This is a genomic window from Mesocryomonas lacus (assembly GCF_055730135.2).
The window spans coordinates 1-20730 of record NZ_JBUZWE020000003.1 but is presented as its reverse complement, the minus strand read 5'-3'; the positions used below and the strand labels follow the sequence as shown (position 1 = coordinate 20730).

Here is a 20730-nt window from a genome sequence, read left to right as displayed (position 1 = left end):
GTCCTTTCGGGGGCTACGGGGTCGCGGTATGGCCGGAGAGACCCGGGTTCAGGCCGACAGGCCGGAAGCGGGGCGGTAGCGGAGATAGTGACGCCGCGTGCCGATGTGGTCGGCGAGGTAGCGCGCATCGTGCCAGACACCCCAGATGAAGCTCGATCCCCGGCCGGACAGCCAGGGCAAGCCGAGGAAGTAGAGCCCGCTCTCAGCCGAGACGCCGCGCTGGTGCCTTGGCCGTCCCTCGGCGTCGAAGGCGTCTACCTCCAGCCAGCTGTAAACGCTGGAAAAGCCGGTCGCCCAGACGATGGTCGAGATCCCCTCGGCGGCCATGTCGAGCGTGGCGAGCGGCGCCGTGACGCAAGGCGGATCCGTCGCAAACACGCGCGCGCTCGGCTCCTCCGGCAGGTCGAGGCCGTTGCGGATGACGAAGGCATCGGCCTCGTCAAGGAGGGCGGTGTAGTAGGCATCGCCGCGCGCGATCGTCTTGGCCAGCCCCGGCGCGAAGCGCAGCACGCCGTTCGCGTACGCCTCGGTGCGACCGACGAGGGTCATGCCGGCGGCGGCGAGGCGGCGGAAGTCCATGGTCTTGCCGCCCTCGGCGCCGCTCACCGCGATCGTCACGTGCTCGGTGCCAGGCGCGCTTGCCTGGATGTCCCATTTGCCGAGCACCCCCAGCCACCAGACGAAGTCGCGGCCACGATAGGCGCGCGGTGGCCGCTCGTGCGGGCCGACGGAGAGGAAGACGCGCCGTCCGGCCCGCAGCAATTCGTCGGCGATCTGCGTGCCCGAGGATCCCGCGCCGACGACGAGGACCGCACCCTCCGGCAGCGCGCCGGGGTTGCGGTAGCGGCTGGAATGCAGCTGCCGCACCGGTGCGTCCGCCGGCACGATCGCGGGGATCTCCGGGTTCTGGAACGGCCCGGTGGCGACCACCACCGTATCCGCCTCGATCGCGCCGTCTGAGGTCTCGACGTAAAATCCGGGCCGCCCGTCCAGCCGCTGCACCCGCGTCACGGCGACGCCGCAGCGCACCGGCGCGCCGAACTTTTCGGCATAGTCGGCGAAATAGTCGGCGACCGCCTCTTTTGGCGCGAAGGCGTCGGGTTCGACGCCGGCAACATCGAGGCCGGGAAAACGGTCGTGCCAGGCCGGGCCGTTGGCGACCAGCGAGTCCCACCGCGCCGACCGCCAGCGTTCCGCAATGCGGGCGCGTTCGAGGACGAGGTGCGGTATGCCGCCCGCCGTCAGGTGCTCGCTCATCGCGATCCCGGCTTGCCCGGCGCCGATCACCAGCGTCTCGGTCTTCTCCAGCGCCATCGATAGCTCCTTTCCGGCATCGCCCCGCCGGCGTCAGCGCGCGGCGCGCCCGAGCTTAGGACAGCCCAGCGCCGGCCGATATTAGGATTACCCGCAGCCCGGCTTAGGCGATCGCGAGGCGGCTGATTTCCGCTCAACGTGTCAGGCGTAGAAGTCGGGCGCGCGGCGGGCGTTCTCGACGAAGTCGGGATCGTGCAGCAGCACCAGTTCGCCCGCGGTCTCGGCAACGATCCGTTTCAGCCGGCGGATGCTGGCGAGCGCGGCGTCATCGTCCATGCTGACGCCCAGCACCTCGCGTTCAAAATTCTCGGCGAGATCGGCGACGTCCCCGGTCAGCACTTTCACGCCGCTCTCCGGCAGAGTGACCACCACGGACTGATGGCCGGCGGTATGGCCGCGGGTGAGAATCAGCTCCAGCCCCGGCATCATCTGCCAGTCGCCGTCGATGAGGTGCCAGTCGATCGCGGGGTCGGCGATCTCGGCAAACGAGCGCGCCGCGCGGCGCTCGCCTTCGAAGGCGGCCTCGTATTCCCCGCGCTGCATCGTCACGCGGGCATGGCGGAAGCGCCTGAGGTTGCCGGTGTGGTCGTTATGCGCATGCGTCAGCACGACCTCGCCGACATCCTGCGGCGCAACGCCGATGAGGGCGAGCTGCGCCAGGAGCTCGTGCTCCGGCAGCACGAGCGGCGGCGCGGGGAACAGCGGTTTGACATAGGCGGCCCGGCTGTCGACGGGGTCGGCGAGCGTCGCGCTGTCGAGTCCGGCATCGATCAGCACGTAGCCGCGCCGGGTCTCAAGGAGATAGGCCGAGATCGGCACGGTCAGCACGATGCTGGGATCCGCCCCGCGCACGCAGCCGGACTTGCGGATGATCTCGTAGCCGCAGAGGAGGATGTACATCTCGGTGACGTCGGTCATGCCTGGCTCCTTCGGGACTGGACGGGGGCTGTGCCGGCGTCAGCGGGAGGAGAGCGCCAGCACCGTTTCCAGGAGCACCGCGGCGCCGGCCGCGCAGTCCTCGGGCGCGGTGTGCTCGGCCTCGTTGTGGCTGAGCCCGTCGCGGCTCGGCACGAACAGCATGGCGCTCGGCGCCCGCCGCGCGATGAACAGCGCATCGTGGAACGCGCCGGAAAGGATGCGGCGGCAGAGATGATGCGTCCGGGCCGCCGCCTCCTCGATGGCGACCAGCAACTCCTCGTCGAAGGCGACGGGCGGCATGTCGAGCGTCTGCCGGACCTCGGCCGTGCAGCCTTGCGTGGCGGCAAAGCCCATGGCGAGCGTCCGCACATGCGCCTCCAGCTCCGCCAGCCGCGCCGCGCGGGGATGGCGGAGATCGAGGCTGAACGTCACGCTGCCGGGAATGGCGTTGACCGAGCCGGGCTGCGCTGTGATGCGGCCGACGGTCAGGCGCACATCCTCGTCCTCGGGCATGACGGAGTCCTGCAGCACCTTCAGCAGCGAGACGGCGGCGACCAGGGGATCCCGGCGGAAGCCGAGCGGCGTCGTGCCGGCATGTGCCGCGCGGCCGGTCATCGTCACTTCCAGCCAGCGGGTGCCCTGGACGCCGGTGACGACGCCGATCGGTATCCGCTCACGCTCGAGCACCGGCCCTTGCTCGATGTGCAGCTCGACATAGGCCGACAGCGGCGTGCCGAGCGGCCGCATGTGCACCGGGAGCGCAGCGAGCGTCGCCTGCAGTTCGCCGGCGAAGGCGGCACCGTCGGCGTCGGAAAGTTCGGCCCAGGCGGCGGGGATCGCGCCCTCGGCAAACGCCCGCGAGCCCATGGCGCCGGGCGCGAAACGGCTGCCTTCCTCGTTCGTCCACGACACCAGCTCGATCGGCCGAGCGGTCTCATGCCCGGCATCCTCGATCGCCTCCAGCGCCTCGAAGGCGGTGAGCACGCCGAGCGCGCCGTCGAAGCGTCCGCCCGTCGGCTGGGTGTCGAGATGGCTGCCGATCATCAGCGGCGGCAGCTGCGGGTCGCGGCCTTCGCGGCGGACGAAGAGGTTCGCCATCGGATCCTGGCTCACCGTGAAGCCGCGGGCGGATGCGAGTTCGGCCAACAGCGCGCGGGCCTGTCGGTCACCCGGCATCAGTGCCTGGCGGTCGACGCCGCCCGCCGGGGTGCCGCCGATGCCGGCGAACTGGTCGAGGCGGCGGGCGAGGCGCGCGGGATCGATGGCCGCCCTTGCGGTCACCGCCGGATGCCGTTGATGAATGCCGTCACCCGCGCCGGCTCGACCTGGTTCCACCAGACGCCGTCGTACTTCAGCGAACTCGCGACGATGACGCCGTCGACGACGCCGAGGATGTCGTTGACGTTGTCAGGCGTCACGCCGCTGCCGACGAGTGTTGGCAGGCCGGCAGCCTCCTTGATCATCTGGATGTAGCCGAGGTCGGCGGCGTGGCCGGTGCGCTGGCCGGTGGCGATGATGACGTCGGCGTCGAAGAAGACGAGGTCCTTCACTTGCTCCTCCACCGGCCGGTCGGCGACGATGGCATGCGCCCCGTGCTTCACGTGCGCGTCGGCGAAGATCTTGACGCCCTTGGCGCGGAGGTGGGCGCGGTAGCGCATCGCCCGCGCCGCCTCGCCCTCGATGAAGCCCTCGTTCGCGACATAGGCGTTGGCCCACTGGTTGACGCGCACGAAGCTCGCGCCGCTGGCGCTGGCGATGGCGAGCGCCGGAATGGCGGCATTGGCGAGCACGTTGATGCCGATCGGTTTGCCGAGCTCGCGGCGGATGCGGTCGGCCACCACGGCCATGTGGGCCGATGTCTCCGGGCCGATGTCGTCGGGCTTGGCGAAGGGCACGTCGCCGTGATTCTCGACGATCACCCCGTCGCAGCCCCCATTGAGATAGGCGCGGGCGTCGTCGAGGCCGCGCTGGTAGATCGCCTCGACCGTTTCGCCGTCATGCCGCGGCGCGCCGGGAAGGGCGGCGAGATGGACGACGCCGATCACCGCCTTGGGGCGGCCGAAGATCTGCTGGATGGCGTCGCCGCCGGCTTGGCCGATGGGCTTCTTGGTGTTCATCGAGATTCCGCTTCAGTTCGTTGCTGGATCAGCGGCAAGTTCGCCGCCGATGGGAGTTCTGTTGCGCCGGCCCGCAGCGCAGCGATCTCGGCAGCGCTCGGGCAGGAGGAGAGTGTTCCCGGCCGCGTCACCGCCAGCGACGCCGCCTGCACCGCCAGCCTCGCTGCCGGCTCGACGCCGATGCCGAGCGCGACGAGGCCGGAGACGACCCCGCAAAACACGTCGCCGGCGCCCGACGTGTCGACCACCGCCACCGCGGGAACGGCGATGCGGACGAGGTCCTGCGACCCGGCGAGGCCAAGTGCCGCCCCGGCCGAGCCGAGCGTCAGAAGCACGCAGCCGGGGCCGCGCTCCAGCAGCGCCAAGGCGCCGGCTTCGGGCAGCTCGCGGCCGGACAGGATCGCTGCCTCGACCGCGTTGACGATCAGGATGTCGACGTCGGCGATGGCCATGCCGCCGTCCGGCGGGAGGGGGCTGGCATTGAGGATCGTGGTCGCGCCGCGGGCCTTGGTGAGAGCCAGGCAGCCTTGAGTTGCGGCCGGACCGAGATTGCCTTGCAGGACGACGATGTCGCCGGGGAGGAGGGTGGATCCGAAGGCGGTTTCCGCCAGCGGATCGAAGGCGGTCGCCGAGGGGACGGCGCTGACGATCATGTTCTCGCCGGCGGCGTCGACGAAGATCGACGAGCGGTCGCTCGGCCCGGCGAGAACGGCAAGGCCCGCGATGTCCAAGCCTTCCGCCGCCAGCAAGGCGCGGATGCGCAAGCCGGTCTCGTCGTGGCCGATGGCCGACCAGAAGCGCACGTCGGCGCCGGTCCGGCTGGCTGCGACGGCCTGGTTGGCGCCCTTGCCGCCGAGGCCGTCGGAGACGGCGGCAGCGTTCAGCGTCTCACCCGCCTGCGGGAAGCGTTGGAGGCGGAAGGTCGTGTCGATGCAGACATTGCCGACGACATGGACGGTCATGCCGCGAAGACCGACCGCGGATTGTCAGTCATCATGCGGTCGATCACCGCCTGCTCGACGCCATGGCGCAGCAGCCGCGGCACGAAGTGGCGGAGGATGTAGGCGTAGCCGAAGCCGCCGAAGCGGGTCAGCATCATCTTGAGGAACACGTCCTGCGACAGGAGAATGCGGTCCTCGAAGCCCATGTCGACGAGCGAGCGGATGGCCCGTGCGTTCTCTTCGTCGGAAGGCGACTGCGAGTCCGCGTCGGCATAGTAGTAGTCCATGCCGATCATGTCGTATTCGAGAAACGCACCGCGCTCGGCGAGGGCCTTCTGGTAGGGCAGGTCCTCGTGGCTCGGGTTCATGTGGCAGAGGACGGTGTGGCGGAGATCGGCGCCCTCGGCCTCAACGACATCCAGCACCTCGTGCGCCAGCCGCTCCCAGCCGGGCAGGTGGATCGACAGCGGCACGCCGGTGAGGGCCGAGGCCCGCGCCGAGGCGCGCAGCGATTTCCTCTCCTCGGGGGTGAAGTCCTTGCTGACGCCGACTTCGCCGATGATGCCGGCGATGACCGCCGGCTTTTCGGGGCCGCCGCCGACATCGTTCACCAGGAACGCGGTGACGTCGTCGACGTCCATCGCTTTCAGCCAGTCCGGATGCGTGTGCTCGAGGTAGAAGCCCGAGCCCATGACGATCTTGAGGCCGGACATGCGGGAGATGCGGGCGAGCTTGGTGGGATCCCGGCCAATACCGATGTTCGTCGGGTCGACCACCGTATGGCCGCCGAGCTTCTGGAACATCTTGAGTTCGGTGAGGGCGAGGTCGCTGTCATCGAGGCTGACATTGTCGCGGTTGATGTAGGGGTTCATCCGGAGCTCGCCGATGATCTCGATCGAGACGGGCTGCTCCGCGATCGCGGCAAGATCGGGATGGCAGGGACAAGCCCAGGATTTCGCGCCGTCGATCAGGATGTGCTCGTGCATCAGCGTCACCCCCATCTCGGCGACGGGGATCGGGCCTTGCACGGTCATCACCTGGCCGGTGGCGACCCCGACGCCGTCCGGGACGGTGTTTCGCTCGGTAAAGTCGAGGGTCATCAGCGCCGCCTCACCGCGCCACGGAAAAGGCGGAAGTTCAGCCAGATCGCGACGAGGATGATGCAGCCGGTGACGATGGGCGTCAGGAACGGCGACATGTGGGAGAGGATCAGGCCGTTGGCGATGACGGCGACCGTCAGCGCGCCGAGGACGGTGCCGACGATCGTGCCGCGTCCGCCGAACAGGCTGGTGCCGCCGAGCACCACGGCGGCGATCACCTCGAGCTCGAAACCCTGGCCGGAGTTCGACGAGCCGGAGCCGAGGCGTCCGGCGAGGATGATGCCGGCGAGCGCCGCGGCACTCGACGAGATGACATAGACCATCAGCGTGGTGCGCCGCGTGTCGACGCCGGCCCGCCTGACCGCTTCGGCATTGGCGCCGATGCCGGTGATGTAGCGGCCGAAGCGGGTCTCGTTGAAGGTGATGTAGGCGACGGCGAGGACGACCAGCGCGATGATCGCCGGGAAGGGCACGCCGAACAGCCAGGCGCGGCCGATATAGACGAAGGCGCTCGTCGGTTCGATCGGGATGGAATAGCCATTGGTGATGAGCAGCGCGATGCCGCGGATCACCGACAGGCCGGCCAGCGTCACGATGAAGGAGGGAATGCCCTCATAGGCGACAAAGAAGCCCTGGATCGCGCCGATCAAGGCGCCGAGTGTCAGCATGGCCAGGATCACCACCGGCCAGGGCAGCCCAAGCTGCAGGAGCGTCGCCGACAGGGCGCTGACGAGGGCGAGCACCGAGCCGACGGAGAGGTCGATGCCGCCGGTGGTGATCACCAGCGTCATCGCCGCGGCGACGATCAGCAGCGGGGCCGATTGCCGGATGACATTCAGAAGGTTCGGCGCGGTCAGGAAGGCGCCGGTCGTGAAGGTGAAGAGCAGGCAGACGACGATGAAGAAGATGGCGATCGAGGCGACGCTGCCATTCGCCATGAACCAGTCGTGCCAGGTCGCCTGGCGCACCCGCGCGGGGCCGGCATGGGCATGCAGGCTAGCGTTGCCGGGGGAGGGCTCGGTCGTCGTGGTCATAGCGGTGCTCCCGCGCTGTCGGCCCGGCCGGCGGAGCGCGCGGCGAATTTGCGGCCGACGATGAGGTTCACCACCTCCTCGATGCTGGTCTCGCCGATCAGCCGCTCGGCGACGGCGCGGCCCTCGTACATCACCTGGATGCGGTCGCAGACGAGGAAGAGGTCCTGCAGGCGGTGGGTGATGAGGATGACGCTGACGCCGCGGGCGCTGACCGTGCGGATGAGGTCCAGCACCGCCTCGACCTCGGCGACGGCGAGCGCTGCCGTCGGCTCGTCCATGATCAGCACGGCGGGGTTGAACGAGGCGGCGCGGCCGATGGCGATCGACTGGCGCTGGCCGCCGGAGAGGTTCTCGACCTTCAGCCGTGTGTCGGCGATGTCGATGCCGAGCTTTTCCAGCATGGCGCGGGAATCGGTGTGCATGCGCGGCTTGTCGAGCAGCGGCAGGCCGAGGAACCGGCGCCTGGGCTCCCGGCCGAGGAAGATGTTGCCGGCGACGTCCACCGTGTCGCAGAGCGAGAGGTCCTGGTAGACCATCTCGACGTGCTTCTGGCGCGCATCGGCCGGCGAGGCGAAGGAGACCACCTCGCCGTCGATCTCGATCGTGCCGGCATCGGGGACCACGGCGCCCGAGAGCACCTTCGACAAGGTCGACTTGCCGGCGCCGTTGTCGCCGACGAGGCCGAGCACTTCACCGGCCTTGAGGTTCAGCGAGACGTTGTCGAGCGTCTGGATCGGCCCGTAGCGCTTCGAGATGCCGGTCATCCGGACCCGGTATCGGTCTTCCATTCAGCTGTTTCCCGTCATGGCATGGGTCATCCGGGCGACGCGCCCGGATGCTGGTCGGCGTGGGGTCGCGGGTGTCAGCTCTATTTGAACATGCCGCGGAACTGGTCGACATTCGCCTTGGTGACGATGGTGATGGGCACGTTGATGATCGGCTCGATCTTCTCGCCCTTGCCGAGCTTCTCCATCGCCTCGACCGCGGCCTTGCCCTCGCCGGCCGGGTCCTGCTGCACGACGGCGGCGACCCAGCCCTCGTCGATGCCCTTCACCGCCTGGGCGGTGAGGTCCCAGCCGAACACTTTCACGTCGCTCTGGCGGCCCTGGCTCTCGACGGCGGAGACGGCGCCGATCAGTTGCGGCTCGCCGGTCGCGTAGATCGTCGTCATGTCGGGATTGGCGGTCATCAGGTTCTCGGCGGCCCCCAGCGCCACGTCCTGAACGTTCTGCCCGTCGACGGTGTCGGTGACGGTGACGGCGAGGCCGCTGGCGGTGACCGCCTTCTTGAAGCCGTCGAGCCGCTGGTTCTGGATGAAGGAGTTCAGCGCGCCGACGATGCCGACTTTCGCGGTGCCCCCCATCTCGGCCTTGACGTAGTCGGCATAGTGCTTGCCGATGTCCTCGCCGGCCTTAGCGTTGTCGACGCCGATGAAGGAAATGTTGTCGCCGTCGGGGATCTGGGCATCGATGGCGATCACGGGAATACCGGCGGCCTTGGCGGCGGTGATCGCCGGCTTCACGCCGTTGACGTCGATGGCGACGAGGATGATGCCGTCGACCTTCTGGGTGATGTAGGTCTCGATGGCGTCGTTCTGCGCGGCCGGCACGTTGTTGGCGTTGAAGATCACAAGCTCGGCGCCCGCGGCATCCGCCGCCTTCTTGGCGCCGTCGTTGATCTGGTTGAAGAACAACGCCTGCTGGTTGATGGTGACGAGGGCATAGGTCGCGGCATTGGCCGCGCTGCCAATGGCGACAAGGATGGCGGCGGTGGCGATGCTGCGGGAGAGCATTCGGGTCAGGCGCATGTCAGTACCCCCTCTGTCTGGTCGCGGACTCTTCCTGTCGCCCCTGCGATCAGCGCTCGGCCGCCGGATCAGACTTCAAAATCCTTGAACGCCTGTCAAGCTCCTTGAATAGAGATTTGTCACCGAACGAACTGCCTTCAAAAGAGGCATCCTGTCCAGGCAGATGGAAAGGTTGCGGGCTTGCCCCGAAGCCGGCGGATCTGCCGGCAGGAGCATGCCGCCCGACTGCCGCGATTGACAGGGGAAACCGCTGAAGGCCAGTCTCCGCTGCTGGCGGAACGGTGCTGCAGATGCGGCGGCGTTCCCCGACACCCAGCATGGAGCGACAATGGTTCCCTTGCCCTTCGACCTCGACGACTATGCCGAGCGCCTTGCTCGCGTCCGCCTGGAAATGCAGCGCAAGGGCTTCGATCTCCTCGTCGTCAACGACATCGCCAACCAGCACTATCTCACCGGCTATGACGGCTGGTCGTTCTACACGCCGCAATGCGTGGTCGTGCCGCTCGAGGGCGAGCCGGTCTGGCTCGGCCGGGCGATGGATGCGGTTGGCGGCCGGCTGACCGCCTGGATGAGCCCGGAGAACGTCGTCGGCTTCCCCGAGGCCTATGTCCACCAGAGCGACCGCCATCCGATGGACTGGATCGCCCGCTGGCTGGCCGACAAGGGCTGGGGCAAGGGCCGGATCGCCGTCGAGCTCGACGCCTACTACTACACCGCCAAGGCGCATGCGTGCCTCGTCGCCGGCTTGCCGAACGCGGAGATCGTCGATTCCGGGCTTCTGGTCAGCTGGGTCCGCTCGGTGAAGTCGGCCGGCGAGATCGCGTACATGCGGCAAGCGGCAAGGCTCGTCGAAGGCGCCATGCACGCCGCCTACGACGTCATCGAGCCGGGCGTGCGCGAATGCGACGCCATCGCGAAGATCCAGGCAGCGCAGGTTGCGGGCGAGCCCGGCTATGCCGGGGACGTCACTGCTCTGCCGCCGACGATCCTCGGCGGGGAGAACGCCTCGGCGCCGCATCTGATGTGGAGCGACCGGCGCTTCGGCGCGAACGAGACGGTGGCGCTGGAGCTTGCCGGCGCAAGGCGGCACTACACCGCGGGCCTGGCCCGGACGATGCAGCTCGGCCCAATTCCGCCCGCCGTTGCCGAGACCGCCAAGGCGGTGCTCGAGGGCATGGAGGCGGTGCTGGCGGCGGTAAAACCCGGCGAAACGGCGGAATCGGTCGAGGCGGCCTGGCGCCGGGTGATCGCCCGCTATGGCCTCACCAAGGAGTCGCGCATCGGCTATTCCATCGGCATCGCCTATCCGCCGGACTGGGGCGAGCACACCATCAGCCTGCGTGCCGGCGACCGCACGATCCTGCAGCCCGGCAACACGCTGCATGCCATTCTCGGCATGTGGATGGACGGCTGGGGCATGGAGGTCAGCGAGACCATCCTCGTCACCGACTCCGGCGCGGAGACGATCACAAGGTTTCCGCGCGACGTCTTCTGCAAATGACGGCGGCGACCGTTCTGCCGGCGGCCGGCGATCTGGAAATCGCGGCCATCCCCGCCGATCTCCTGGCGCGCATGATCGAGGTGCGCCGGCACCTTCATGCGCATCCCGAGCTGTCGAATGCCGAGGTCGAAACCCAGCGCTATCTCCGGGACTGCCTGGCCGGGGAGGGGATGGAGGCCAAGCCGGCAGCGGGAACGGGCCTCGTCGTCGACGTGGAGGGGCTGGCGCCGACGTCGAACCGCCGGCTGGCGGTGCGCGCCGACATCGACGCCTTGCCGATCCACGAGGAGACCGGGCTGCCCTTCGCCTCCGTCCACCCGGGCGTCATGCATGCCTGCGGCCACGACGCGCATGCCGCCATGGTGTTCGCCGCCGCGGCGACGCTGCACCGGCAGCGCGCGCATTTCGGCGGCACGGTGCGCTTCATCTTCCAGCCGGCGGAGGAGGCCGAGCCGCTGGGCGGGCGGCGGATCGTCGCCGAGGGGCACCTTCGGGATATCGATGCGGCGATCGGCCTGCACGTCGATCCGTTTCTCGCGACCGGGCGGGTGGCGTTGGGGGCCGGCCCCTATACGCTGGCGTCCGACATCTTCGACATCGTGATCACCGGGCGCTCGGCGCATGCCGCCGAGAGTTTTCGCGGTGTCGACGCCATCGCCATCGGCTGTGCGGTGGTCGGCGAACTGCAGAAGATCGTGGCGCGGGAGACGGCGGCTTTCGATCCGCTGATCGTCTCGGTCACCGGCTTTGCCGGCGGCGGGGCCTACAACATCATTGCCGATCGTGTGACCTTGCGCGGCACCTTGCGCTCCGGCCGCGCGGCGACGCGGCTTCTGGCGCAGCGGCGGCTGCGCGAGATCGCCAGCGGCATCGCCGCCGCGCATGGCGGGGAAGCGCGCGTCGAGATCGTCAGCGGCGAGCCGGCAGTGGTCAACGATGCCGGCATGGTGGCTGTGGTCGGGGCGGCAACCGGGGCAGCGCTTGGCGAAGGCGCGCTCCTGGCTGCGCCCGGCTGGACGGCGGCCGATGATTTCGGCTTCTACAGCGAGGCGGTGCCCTCGGTCTATTTCCGGCTTGGCATCGCGGACCCCGCCCGCGGCGAGGCTTTTGCGCTGCACCACCCGCGTCTCCACGTCGATGAAGCCGCGCTTCCTCTGGGGGCAAAGGTGCTGGTCGGCAGCATCCTCGGCTTTCTCGGCGGACGCGACGAAGGCTGCCGCGAAGGTTCGTCGCGTCCGGCGTGAAGGCAGCCGAGACCGCTCCGTCGAACGGTCTGCCGCATAATTCGCCGATCTTAGGGTCGCGTGCACGAATTAAGCGCTTTACTAAGACGCCGGATCACGGCAGCATTGAGGCATGGAAAAGCCCGTCACCAAGCGCATCACGCTCGACCAGGTCGCCAAGGCGGCGAAGCTGTCGCCCGCGGCGGTCTCGCGCTACCTCAACGGCCTCTTGGTGCTGCCGGTCGACACCGGACGGCGCATCGACGACGCAGTGAAGGAGCTTGGCTATCGGCCGAACCACCACGCCCGCAGCCTCAGCCGCGGCCGGTCGGATGCGATCGGGCTGGTCATTCCGGAGATCGACAACCCCTTCTTCGCGGGCCTTGCCGCTGCGGTAGAGCGGGCCGCCGATGCGCGCGGCGTGGCGGTGATGCTGTGTTCGACGTCGAACAAGCCGAGCCGCGAGCTGAAATACATTTCGACGCTCGGCGTCGGCGTCGTCGACGGCCTGCTGTTCGCCACCAACCACAATGATGCCGACGGGACGCTCGCCACGGCGATCAACGACGCGGCGCGCATCGTCCTCGTCGACGAGGACGTCGCCGGCACCGCCGTCTCGAAAATCTTCTCCGACAACCACCAGGGCGGCTACCTCGCCGGCCGCCATTTGATCGAGGCCGGGCACCGGCGCCTCGCCCATGTCGGCGGCCCCGGCGACCTGATGAGCGCCCGGGAGCGCGCCGCCGGCTTCCATGCGGCGGTGCAGGAGGCGGGGCCCGGCGTCGAGGTCGTCGCGGAGCATTTCGGCGAATACGCCACCGCCTTCGGCAGCGCGGCGGGCGAAGCGCTGATCGACGGCAAGGCGGGCGCCACGGCGGTGTTTGCCGGCAGCGACCCGATCCTCATCGGCATCCTCCGGGTGATGGCGTCGCGGCAGGTCGCCGTGGCTGGTGATCTCTCGATCGTCACCTTCGACGATGCGAGCCCGCTGGAACTGATGGCGACGCCCGTGACGGCGGTCCGCCAGCCCATCCAGGCGATGGGCGAGCGCGCCCTCGACCTGCTGCTGGCCGCCATCGGCGGCGACACCGCACCGACGGTCGAACGGCTCGCCGTCGACCTCGTGATCCGCCAATCGGTCCGGCGGATCGCCTGACCCAGCGCCCGGCCGAAAGGCCGGCCGATACGAAAGAGAAAGCGACATGGTCCAGAAGAAAGTCCTCCTCGTCGGCGAAAGCTGGACGAGCTCCGCCATCCACTACAAGGGTTTCGACCAGTTCGGCAGCGTCACCTTCCACCTCGGCGCCGAGCCGCTGGTGGCAGCCCTGAAAGACAGCGAGTTCGAGCTGACCTACATGACGGCGCACGCCGCCGCGGCCGAGTTTCCCTACGACATGGCCGGCCTTGCCGCCTATGACGCGATCATCCTCTCCGACATCGGCACCAACACCTTCCTCCTGCCGCAGGAGGTGTGGATGCACGGCAAGCCGGTGCCGAACCGGCTGAAGCTGATCCGCGAATGGACGCGCGCCGGCGGCGGCTTGCTGATGATGGGCGGCTACTTCTCCTTCCAGGGGATCGACGGCAAGGCGCGCTGGCGGGCGACGGCGGTCGAGGAGGCGCTGCCGGTCGCGTGCCTTCCCTATGACGACCGCCTGGAAATCCCGGAAGGCTTTGTCCCCGCCGTCACCGGCAACCCCGCGCATCCGATCCTGCAAGGCCTCGACGGCCCCTGGCCGATGCTCCTCGGTGCCAACGAAGTGGTGCTGAAGGACGGCGCCGAGGTGCTGGCGACGCTGCCGGCAGAGGAGGGCGGCCACCCGCTGCTCGTCACCGGCGAGTTCGGCAAGGGACGCACGCTCGCCTGGACCTCCGACATCGGTCCTCACTGGCTGCCGAACAGTTTCGTCGAATGGGAGGGGTACGCGAAGCTCTGGAAGAACGCGCTGGGGTGGGTCACGCGGCTGACTTAGGTTCGGGGCGCCAGAGACTTGTGCCTTATGCACCCTGCTTAGCAGTACCTGCATAATCTCTACAAAAAAGGGGCGACCAAAGGTCGCCCCTTTTCCATTGAAATGTTTTCTTTGCAATAGCGCTCAGCGCTAGACTATGCCACCGAAGTGAATGTCACCAGGCCGGCGTTGCTCACGGTATAAGTATCGTTTGCGTCAAATCCAATCAGCTTAACGACCTCAAGGTTTCCAACGGCGTTGTTAGCCCCAGCAGTCGTTTCGTAAGCCAAGTAGAAGTTTCCGGCATCAGAGCCTGAGCCTTGGAAGACGTAGGCATCGAGCGCTGCGGTGACGTGTGAGTTCTGAATTGCACCGTTGTTGGAGGCGGCGGTAGCAGCAACTGCTGTGAAGACTCCGGTCAGCTGAGCAATATCTCCGGATGTGACCGTCACAACGTCGGCGCCGGCGGCCGGAATGGTGACGGAGGTGGCGTTAGCGGCAAACGTTCCTGTTGTAGTGGCAGAGTCCCCGCTTGAGGCGTAAAAATAGGTATCGATACCGGTGCCGCCATCGAGCGAGTCGGCACCTACACCGCCACTAATCTGGTCGTCGCCTGCGCCGCCGCTGATGATATCATTACCGCCGAAGCCGACGAGAACATCTTGGTCTCCGCCACCGCTGATCGTATCAGACCCGCCGCCGCCGCGGAGTGCATCCTGACCTGCCGCGCCGACGAGGTTGAAACTGCCCTGTCCCTCAGCGGCTCCGTTAAAGGTGGTTCCACCCGCACCCGCGTTCAGCGTCAGCGACTGACCCGCCACAAGAAGGTTATCGCCGCCGAGGGTGATTACTGTTGCGATAGCAGAGGTGACATTGAGCACTTCGACGTTTGTAACGAGCGTCAGGGCCGCGTCCCCGGTTACGTTGATGACATCCACCCCATCGCCGCCATTGACCGAGTCCGTTGCGCCAAGGAAGGCGCCCATCGAAATCGTGTCGTTGCCGTCGCCACCAAAGACAGAGACTGTGCCCGACGGAGAAACGTCGATTGAGTCATTGCCGCCACCGGCGAAGATCCTGTCGTTACCACCGCCACTGATGATCGTGTCGGCGCCAGTACCGCCGTAGATCGTGTCGCTGCCGGCCAAGATGCTGAGGCCCGTCAGCGTAGCACCAGTCGCACCGAAGTTGGCGAGGAAGAGGTTGGTGGGAACGACGCCAGTGTTGGTGACGAAGTTGCTGTCCGTCAGTCCAGCCTGAACACCGATGTTGATGATGCTGTTCTGCGCGCCGGTGAAGGTGATCGTGCGGGCAGTGCCGTCGGTGACGACGACGTCCGTGCCGTTCAGGGCAGCGGTGAAGGTCGAGGCGCTGTTGACGATGATCTGCTCGCCCGTCTCGTTGCCGCCGATGACCTTGTTGCCGAGGCCGTCGATGAGAATGCGGTCGACGCCCGTGCCGCCGTTGACGCTGTCGGCGCCGGCCCCGGTGGTGATGACGTCGGCCCCGCCATTGCCGTAGATCAGGTCGGCGCTGCCGCCGGCCCGGATGATGTCGCCGCCGTCGGTGGTGTCGTTGACGCCGTTGCCGCCGTAGATCGTGGTCTTGCCGAAGTTGAAGCCGGTGGTGTTGACGGAGTCTTCGCCCGAGCCTGCCTGGATCAGCAGCGAGGGGGCGAGGGGGGCCGTGCCGTTAACGCCGGGTGCAACGCCGCCTTCGACGACGATGGTGTCGTTACCCATGCCGCCGTAGATGCTGTTCTGCCCGAGAACGTTGAGGGGCAGGCCGAGGCCGATGTTGTCGTCACCGCCATTGCCGTAGATGACGTTGTTGCCGGTGCCGTTCACGTCGATGTTGTCGGCGAGATCGGCCGTGTCGTTGGCGCTGGCGCCGCCGTAGATCGTGTTGTTGCCGTTGCCGGCGACGTTGATGGTATCGGTATCGGCGGTGCCGCCGTAGATCAGGTTGTTGCCGTTGCCGATAAGGGTCACGCTGTCGTTGCCGAGGCCGCCGTAGATGGAATTGTTGCCGTCTGCGGTTGCCGAAATCGTGTCGTTGCCGGCATTGCCGTAGAGTGCGTTGTTGCCGTTGCCGGTGACGGTGATGCGGTCCGCGAGGTCGGTGGTGTCGGTCGAGCCGGTGCCGCCGTAGACGGTGTTGTTGCCGTTGCCGAAGATGCTGATCGTGTCGGTATCGTTGGTGCCGCCGGCGACGAAGTTGTTGCCGCTGGCGAGCGTGCCGACTGCGCCGAGGGTGATGCTATCGTTGCCGAGGCCGCCATAGACCGAGTTGTTGCCGGTCGAGAAGACGTTGACGATGTCGTCGCCGCCATTGGCGTAGATCAAGGCCGCGCCCGCGACGGCCGCGCCGCTGGCGCCAACCGTGATGGTGTCGATGCCGGTGTCGACGGCGTCGCTGACGGCACCGCCGCCGTAGATGGTCGCCGTCTGGCCAAGGTTCGGCGTGACGCTGATGACGTCATTGCCGAGGCCGCCATAGATGACGTCGGTGCCGGTGCTGGACGTGATCGTGTCGTTGCCAGCATTGCCGTAGATCGTGTCGTTGCCGCTGCCCGCGGTGATGCTGTCGCCCGCGTCGACCGTGTCGCTGAAGCCGGCGCCGCCGAAGATCAGGTTGTTGCCGAAGCCGCCGATGATCGTGTCCGAGCCGCCGAGGCCGAGCAGGATGTCGGCAAAGGCCGTGCCAGTGATGGTGTTGCCGTTGTCGTCGTTCGCGGTGGCCGCCAGGCCGTCGCCGAGGGTAACCGAACCGCCGCCCTGCAGGACGAAATTGGTGGTGGCCAGCGCCGCCAGCGTCACGCCCGTGATGGTGAGCGCGGTCGCGCCCGTCTGGATGACGACGTTCGCGCCGGACTGCGAGACGTTCGTGATCGAGGCGGGCGAGAGGTTCAGCGTGTAGACGTCGGACGGGTTATACGCCGTCGAGGCGGACGCTGCGCCGGTATAGATGGTGCTAGCCATTGTTTATCTCTCCTGGAGCCATTCGTTACATGAGGTACGGGCGTGCACACCGCGCACCGTTCACCTTCGGATCTTGCTAACCAATGACATCCAAGGGTGACGCAGCGGCACCTATGCACGCGCTTCCTTATCTAATCAAGGAGCACTTAGGTATATTTTAACGTATACATTTAGTTGCCACCTATATGTTTGCTGACTACTTTGCCACGACTACAAGAATCCAAGTGGCGAGGATTGAAAACCAGTGACGATGCTTCCAATCTCCCTGTTTTAGAAGGCTTGCCTTACTATCGACTTGCAAAGCTAAGCTTATGAATAGTTGAAGCGGGGAGGATGAGGGATGACCATCGGCGGCTTCTTTGCGGTGCTTCGGACGGCCGGATGCACCTTCGACGCCAAGCTGCCGCTGAACGATCACCTGGTGATCCGCTACGGGCAGCGGAAAACCATCTGGCCGGGCCATGACCAGAACATCGAGGTCGGGCACCTCTTCGTGGAAAAGGTGAAGGCGGACCTCGGGATAACCGCCTGATGCGCTATTACGACGTGGTCGGCCGGCGCGACACGAACGGCACATGGCTGCTGACCATCCCCGCCTTTCCGGAGGCGGCGTCCTTCGGCAGCATCCGCGCCAAGGCGTTCAAGAATGCCGCCAAGGCGCTGCAGACGACGATCGCGGCGCGGATCAAGGACAATGAACCCTTGCCGATTCCTCTCAGCGGCACTCCGACCGACAACTTCCTGGAAGTCCCGCCGTTGCTGTACCTGAAGGGCGCCCTCTACATCGGCATGCGGGAGAAGGGGATCTCGCGCGAGCGGCTGGCGCAGATGCTGTATGCGCCCGAGGACCGGGTCGACCGGCTGCTCGCCGTCGACCGCAACTCCGAGCTCGGCCTCCTGCAGGCAGCCCTGCGTCATGTCGGCATCGGCATGGAGGTGAGGGTAACCGGCGGCACGTTCTGATGCCGCGCGCGAGGGAGGCCGACCGCGCCGATATCGGCCCGCCGGATTTCGCCCGGCTGCGGCAAGCGATCCGCGTGCCGAGGGCAGGGCGGCTTGGTGCTGTCGGGGCCGCCTGACCGCAAGGGCTTCGCCGCATGACGCGTGTCAGGGCATGGCGGCTGTCAGTGGGTTCGACCGACAGGGGCTGGGCCGGGAGGCTCCCCGAGGTGTTCGAGCCCAGCGCTCGGTGGGTCCTTGGGTGTCCGCCCCTTTCGGATGCGCCATGGACGGCGGCGCTCTGGCAGCCGCCACCAACCCTGGGCACGTGCCGCTGCTCGCCCGCGACCAGATCCAGCGACGGTCCATGCCGTGCACACGGTCGTTGTCGACGGTGATGCCAGCCTGATCACGATAGGCTAAGAGTTCATGACATCGGGGGTGCTGCCCTTGCTTCGATCGCGTGCTGTTTCGGCGCGGGCGGCGGCAGGCCTTCGTCCTCGTCTTTGTCCAGGGTTCGAGAATGCCAGTCGATCATCCGATGCGCCGCCAGCTTCACGACGAGTTGCACGCGCGCCCGTCACTGTACTTCGAGGCCCCGTCGCTGGTCTGGCACGCCGCCTTCCACGTCGGCGGCCCCTCGTCCTGGGTGCCGCACACGCTTTACGGTGACGCCGAACTGACCCGCGACGGGAAGAGCGGCATCGCGGTCTGCGGGAACGGTCAGATCAAATGGGAAGTGCACAACGAGTTCATCTCGCTGACGCACGTCATGCCATGGAGCGGCAGGGTCGACCAGATGCCGGAGCCAGACCCCGCCTGGATCGAGGTGCTCGGCACGGTCCAGGGGCAGCTGCTCGTCTCGGTCGAGGTCCTGGTGACCACCGGGCTCGACGATCCCAGGATCTTGCTCCCGGGAGACGGGGAGGCGATTGCCTCGACCGTCGGGGGCGGCGAGGCCGAGGCATGGTCGACCTATCGGCTCGACGAGAACGGCTCGATCCGGATCGTGCTGATGAACAAGAAGCTGAACCCCTATCGAACCGGGCGAATAGTCCGGCGCCTGCTGGAAATCGAGAACTACCGGATGATGGCGCTGCTCAGTCATCCGCTGTCGCAGGAGGCGTTCGCGCGATGCGCCGACTTCGAGAAGCGCCTCCAGCTGATCGTGAGCGCTCTTGGCGGTGCCGAGAGAAAGGCGGAGGCTCTGCTGGCGGAGATCGCCAAGCTTTCGGCCGACATCCTCGAGTTCTCCACCAAGACCCGCGTCCGCTTCGCGGCGACGGCTGCCTACGCGGACCTCGTCTTCGCTCGGCTGGAAGAGTTGCGTGAAACAAGGGTAGAGGGTCACCAGCGCATCGGCGTCTTCATCGACCGTCGTTTCCGCCCCGCCGTCCGCTCCTGCGAACAGGCGGACATGCGCATCGAGAGCTCGGCGGTCCGCGTGGCGCGGGCGAGCGAACTGCTGCGAACATCCGTCCAGGTCGAGTTGGAGCAGCAGAACGCCATGATGCTCAATTCGGTCGCGCAGAGAGTGGCGTTGCAGACCAAGCTTCAGGAGGCGGTCGAGGGCTTCTCCATTATCGCCATCAGCTACTACCTCCTGGGGATCATTAAGGTGGTGCTCGACGGGATGGGTGGCTTCGGCGAGGATTTCCACGCCCCGAAATGGATCGTGGTCGCCGCCGCGCCGGCGGTCATTTTCGCGGTCTGGTTCGCCGTCCGACGCGTCAAGAACTCACTGACAGGCGGTCATTGACCGCGAGGGGCGGGCAAAGCGACACCTCCCGATCGCCTTCATCGCATAACGCGCGCGCCTTCAGTCATGGCGACATCGAGATTTAGCGCTCCCAAGCCTTCCGTAGGCCCTCTGCATCATTCTTGATGCTCTGCGCCATTCCTGTGACTCCTGTCCTTTAATGCGAACAAAACAGGAACAAATGCTTCACGTCTCGCGTCTATCGTGTCACGATCATACGAAGAATCAGGAGACTGAGATGCGCCAGGCAGAGCAGAAGATCGTCGTAGACGCTATCGAGGAAGACGTTCAGGAGGCCATTCGCATGTGTGATGGCGACCTGCGTCGCGCCATACGGGAGCTGATTCTTGGCCAGCGTGAAATCGACCGGACGGTGTCTGCTGGCTATGTCCGTCGAGGGCTCCGCTCGTGAGTTGTGAGATCCATGCAGGATTCCTCACCGACATCGACGAACTCCGCCGAGACGCCAGGCGTGACCGGATGGCTGTTCGGAAGGAGGCTTTGGACGAATTGATTGAGGCTGCAAGGTTGGTGGTGGACGCGGCCCTGCGCCTGACCCTGGCGAACTCAGCCCGCTATCGGTTGAGGCGGATGGTATCGGCATCATGAGCCAGCGCTCGAATTACATCGCCCCGATCCTGCGCTTCGATGGCAGCCACACTCGGCCGCAGCACACTGCTCGCTCAGCGCTGCTGCTGGCCTTACGTGAGCTGCCAGCCTCTACGTTCACGATGATCGCTGAAACCCCACGCAAGCGCTACTCGCCTGTGCACGACGAAGCAGCGAGAATTCTCGCTGAACATTTAGTCCTCAGCATGTGCCGGCATGTTGAGATGATCGAGCGGGAGGGTAAGCCCGGACATCGGTAAGTAGGAGGTATCGTCGGGAAGGTGCTGCAATCGGGACTACGAGAAAATTATATAGAGAACCACTGTCCAGAATACAGCACAAATGGCGAAGCCAATGATGAAGCCTCGAGCCGGAGAAAGGCCGACGTGGTTTATCGCTTCCTTTGCAGCCTTGAACGGTAGCCAGCCGACTGAAAGATACATTGCATGCCTTCCGTAGCGTCATATCAATCCTTGATTGCATCAGCACGGAAAGAGATCAAGTAGGCGCTGGCGGTCACGTCCATTATCCCGAC

Annotated in this window: 19 protein-coding genes; 9 read left to right on the top strand and 10 right to left on the bottom strand. The window is 66.7% G+C overall.

The window, feature by feature from the left end:
• Positions 1 to 48 precede the first annotated feature (48 nt).
• From ACZLZY_RS05295 to ACZLZY_RS05255, 9 genes are all read right to left on the bottom strand, one after another.
• Positions 49 to 1314, bottom strand: coding sequence for a flavin-containing monooxygenase (locus tag ACZLZY_RS05295; protein ID WP_472932447.1), 1266 nt, complete (start codon positions 1312 to 1314; stop codon positions 49 to 51).
• 141 nt (positions 1315 to 1455) lie between these two features.
• Positions 1456 to 2232 (bottom strand): N-acyl homoserine lactonase family protein, encoded by a 777-nt coding sequence (locus ACZLZY_RS05290; RefSeq protein WP_472932445.1) that lies wholly within the window; start codon positions 2230 to 2232, stop codon positions 1456 to 1458.
• A gap of 39 nt (positions 2233 to 2271) precedes the next feature.
• The gene (locus tag ACZLZY_RS05285) at positions 2272 to 3513 is read right to left on the bottom strand and encodes a Zn-dependent hydrolase (RefSeq protein ID WP_472932444.1); all 1242 of its coding nucleotides are present in this window, start codon (positions 3511 to 3513) and stop codon (positions 2272 to 2274) included.
• Positions 3510 to 4349, bottom strand: a complete 840-nt coding sequence (locus ACZLZY_RS05280; RefSeq protein ID WP_472932442.1) for a BtpA/SgcQ family protein — start codon at positions 4347 to 4349, stop codon at positions 3510 to 3512. The genes ACZLZY_RS05285 and ACZLZY_RS05280 overlap by 4 nt, the downstream gene beginning before the upstream one ends.
• A complete protein-coding gene (locus tag ACZLZY_RS05275; RefSeq protein ID WP_472932440.1) occupies positions 4346 to 5311 on the bottom strand; it encodes a ribokinase in 966 nt (321 codons plus the stop codon). Before ACZLZY_RS05275 ends, ACZLZY_RS05280 begins: the two co-directional genes overlap by 4 nt.
• Positions 5308 to 6390, bottom strand: coding sequence for a phosphotriesterase family protein (locus tag ACZLZY_RS05270; RefSeq protein WP_472932438.1), 1083 nt, complete (start codon positions 6388 to 6390; stop codon positions 5308 to 5310). Before ACZLZY_RS05270 ends, ACZLZY_RS05275 begins: the two co-directional genes overlap by 4 nt.
• Complete coding sequence (locus ACZLZY_RS05265) at positions 6390 to 7328, bottom strand: ABC transporter permease (RefSeq protein ID WP_472933115.1); 939 nt, start codon at positions 7326 to 7328, stop codon at positions 6390 to 6392. Before ACZLZY_RS05265 ends, ACZLZY_RS05270 begins: the two co-directional genes overlap by 1 nt.
• A gap of 92 nt (positions 7329 to 7420) precedes the next feature.
• Complete coding sequence (locus tag ACZLZY_RS05260) at positions 7421 to 8212, bottom strand: ATP-binding cassette domain-containing protein (RefSeq protein ID WP_472932436.1); 792 nt, start codon at positions 8210 to 8212, stop codon at positions 7421 to 7423.
• Positions 8213 to 8292: 80 nt separating this feature from the next.
• Complete coding sequence (locus tag ACZLZY_RS05255; RefSeq protein WP_472932434.1) at positions 8293 to 9231, bottom strand: ABC transporter substrate-binding protein; 939 nt, start codon at positions 9229 to 9231, stop codon at positions 8293 to 8295.
• A 328-nt stretch (positions 9232 to 9559) separates the two neighbouring features.
• On the opposite strand from ACZLZY_RS05255, the gene ACZLZY_RS05250 reads away from it, so the two are divergent.
• The 4 genes from ACZLZY_RS05250 (at position 9560) to ACZLZY_RS05235 (ending at position 13928) form a co-directional block, all read left to right on the top strand.
• Positions 9560 to 10732, top strand: coding sequence for a M24 family metallopeptidase (locus tag ACZLZY_RS05250; RefSeq protein ID WP_472932432.1), 1173 nt, complete (start codon positions 9560 to 9562; stop codon positions 10730 to 10732).
• Positions 10729 to 11976, top strand: a complete 1248-nt coding sequence (locus tag ACZLZY_RS05245) for a M20 metallopeptidase family protein (RefSeq protein WP_472932430.1) — start codon at positions 10729 to 10731, stop codon at positions 11974 to 11976. The genes ACZLZY_RS05250 and ACZLZY_RS05245 overlap by 4 nt, the downstream gene beginning before the upstream one ends.
• Positions 11977 to 12088: 112 nt before the next feature.
• On the top strand, positions 12089 to 13111 hold the full coding sequence (locus ACZLZY_RS05240; RefSeq protein ID WP_472932428.1) for a LacI family DNA-binding transcriptional regulator: 1023 nt from the start codon (positions 12089 to 12091) through the stop codon (positions 13109 to 13111).
• A 46-nt stretch (positions 13112 to 13157) separates the two neighbouring features.
• A complete protein-coding gene (locus ACZLZY_RS05235) occupies positions 13158 to 13928 on the top strand; it encodes a glutamine amidotransferase (RefSeq protein WP_472932426.1) in 771 nt (256 codons plus the stop codon).
• A 134-nt stretch (positions 13929 to 14062) separates the two neighbouring features.
• On the opposite strand, the gene ACZLZY_RS05230 is transcribed toward ACZLZY_RS05235, so the two are convergent.
• Complete coding sequence (locus ACZLZY_RS05230; RefSeq protein ID WP_472932424.1) at positions 14063 to 16888, bottom strand: beta strand repeat-containing protein; 2826 nt, start codon at positions 16886 to 16888, stop codon at positions 14063 to 14065.
• Positions 16889 to 17228: 340 nt separating this feature from the next.
• Here ACZLZY_RS05230 and ACZLZY_RS05225 point away from each other — a divergent pair, with 340 nt between their 5' ends.
• From ACZLZY_RS05225 to ACZLZY_RS05205, 5 genes are all read left to right on the top strand, one after another.
• Positions 17229 to 17420 (top strand): type II toxin-antitoxin system HicA family toxin, encoded by a 192-nt coding sequence (locus ACZLZY_RS05225; protein ID WP_472932423.1) that lies wholly within the window; start codon positions 17229 to 17231, stop codon positions 17418 to 17420.
• On the top strand, positions 17420 to 17851 hold the full coding sequence (locus ACZLZY_RS05220; RefSeq protein WP_472932421.1) for a hypothetical protein: 432 nt from the start codon (positions 17420 to 17422) through the stop codon (positions 17849 to 17851). The genes ACZLZY_RS05225 and ACZLZY_RS05220 overlap by 1 nt, the downstream gene beginning before the upstream one ends.
• A gap of 499 nt (positions 17852 to 18350) precedes the next feature.
• On the top strand, positions 18351 to 19586 hold the full coding sequence (locus tag ACZLZY_RS05215) for a DUF3422 domain-containing protein (protein WP_472932419.1): 1236 nt from the start codon (positions 18351 to 18353) through the stop codon (positions 19584 to 19586).
• Positions 19587 to 19824: 238 nt separating this feature from the next.
• Positions 19825 to 19998, top strand: a complete 174-nt coding sequence (locus tag ACZLZY_RS05210; RefSeq protein WP_472932417.1) for a hypothetical protein — start codon at positions 19825 to 19827, stop codon at positions 19996 to 19998.
• 193 nt (positions 19999 to 20191) lie between these two features.
• On the top strand, positions 20192 to 20455 hold the full coding sequence (locus tag ACZLZY_RS05205) for a hypothetical protein (RefSeq protein WP_472932415.1): 264 nt from the start codon (positions 20192 to 20194) through the stop codon (positions 20453 to 20455).
• Positions 20456 to 20730: the final 275 nt, after the last annotated feature.

What these genes read in the sequence shown, in the direction of transcription:
- ACZLZY_RS05225 (WP_472932423.1), top strand. Translation starts at nt 17,229, where the DNA reads ATGACCATCGGCGGCTTCTTTGCGGTGCTTCGGACGGCCGGATGCACC.
- ACZLZY_RS05220 (WP_472932421.1), top strand. Translation starts at nt 17,420, where the DNA reads ATGCGCTATTACGACGTGGTCGGCCGGCGCGACACGAACGGCACATGG.
- ACZLZY_RS05245 (WP_472932430.1), top strand. Translation starts at nt 10,729, where the DNA reads ATGACGGCGGCGACCGTTCTGCCGGCGGCCGGCGATCTGGAAATCGCG.
- ACZLZY_RS05275 (WP_472932440.1), bottom strand. Translation starts at nt 5,311, where the DNA reads ATGACCGTCCATGTCGTCGGCAATGTCTGCATCGACACGACCTTCCGC.
- ACZLZY_RS05260 (WP_472932436.1), bottom strand. Translation starts at nt 8,212, where the DNA reads ATGGAAGACCGATACCGGGTCCGGATGACCGGCATCTCGAAGCGCTAC.
- ACZLZY_RS05280 (WP_472932442.1), bottom strand. Translation starts at nt 4,349, where the DNA reads ATGAACACCAAGAAGCCCATCGGCCAAGCCGGCGGCGACGCCATCCAG.
- ACZLZY_RS05215 (WP_472932419.1), top strand. Translation starts at nt 18,351, where the DNA reads ATGCCAGTCGATCATCCGATGCGCCGCCAGCTTCACGACGAGTTGCAC.
- ACZLZY_RS05250 (WP_472932432.1), top strand. Translation starts at nt 9,560, where the DNA reads ATGGTTCCCTTGCCCTTCGACCTCGACGACTATGCCGAGCGCCTTGCT.
- ACZLZY_RS05235 (WP_472932426.1), top strand. Translation starts at nt 13,158, where the DNA reads ATGGTCCAGAAGAAAGTCCTCCTCGTCGGCGAAAGCTGGACGAGCTCC.
- ACZLZY_RS05205 (WP_472932415.1), top strand. Translation starts at nt 20,192, where the DNA reads ATGAGCCAGCGCTCGAATTACATCGCCCCGATCCTGCGCTTCGATGGC.
- ACZLZY_RS05230 (WP_472932424.1), bottom strand. Translation starts at nt 16,888, where the DNA reads ATGGCTAGCACCATCTATACCGGCGCAGCGTCCGCCTCGACGGCGTAT.
- ACZLZY_RS05255 (WP_472932434.1), bottom strand. Translation starts at nt 9,231, where the DNA reads ATGCGCCTGACCCGAATGCTCTCCCGCAGCATCGCCACCGCCGCCATC.
- ACZLZY_RS05265 (WP_472933115.1), bottom strand. Translation starts at nt 7,328, where the DNA reads ATGGCGAATGGCAGCGTCGCCTCGATCGCCATCTTCTTCATCGTCGTC.
- ACZLZY_RS05295 (WP_472932447.1), bottom strand. Translation starts at nt 1,314, where the DNA reads ATGGCGCTGGAGAAGACCGAGACGCTGGTGATCGGCGCCGGGCAAGCC.
- ACZLZY_RS05290 (WP_472932445.1), bottom strand. Translation starts at nt 2,232, where the DNA reads ATGACCGACGTCACCGAGATGTACATCCTCCTCTGCGGCTACGAGATC.
- ACZLZY_RS05240 (WP_472932428.1), top strand. Translation starts at nt 12,089, where the DNA reads ATGGAAAAGCCCGTCACCAAGCGCATCACGCTCGACCAGGTCGCCAAG.
- ACZLZY_RS05270 (WP_472932438.1), bottom strand. Translation starts at nt 6,390, where the DNA reads ATGACCCTCGACTTTACCGAGCGAAACACCGTCCCGGACGGCGTCGGG.
- ACZLZY_RS05210 (WP_472932417.1), top strand. Translation starts at nt 19,825, where the DNA reads ATGCGCCAGGCAGAGCAGAAGATCGTCGTAGACGCTATCGAGGAAGAC.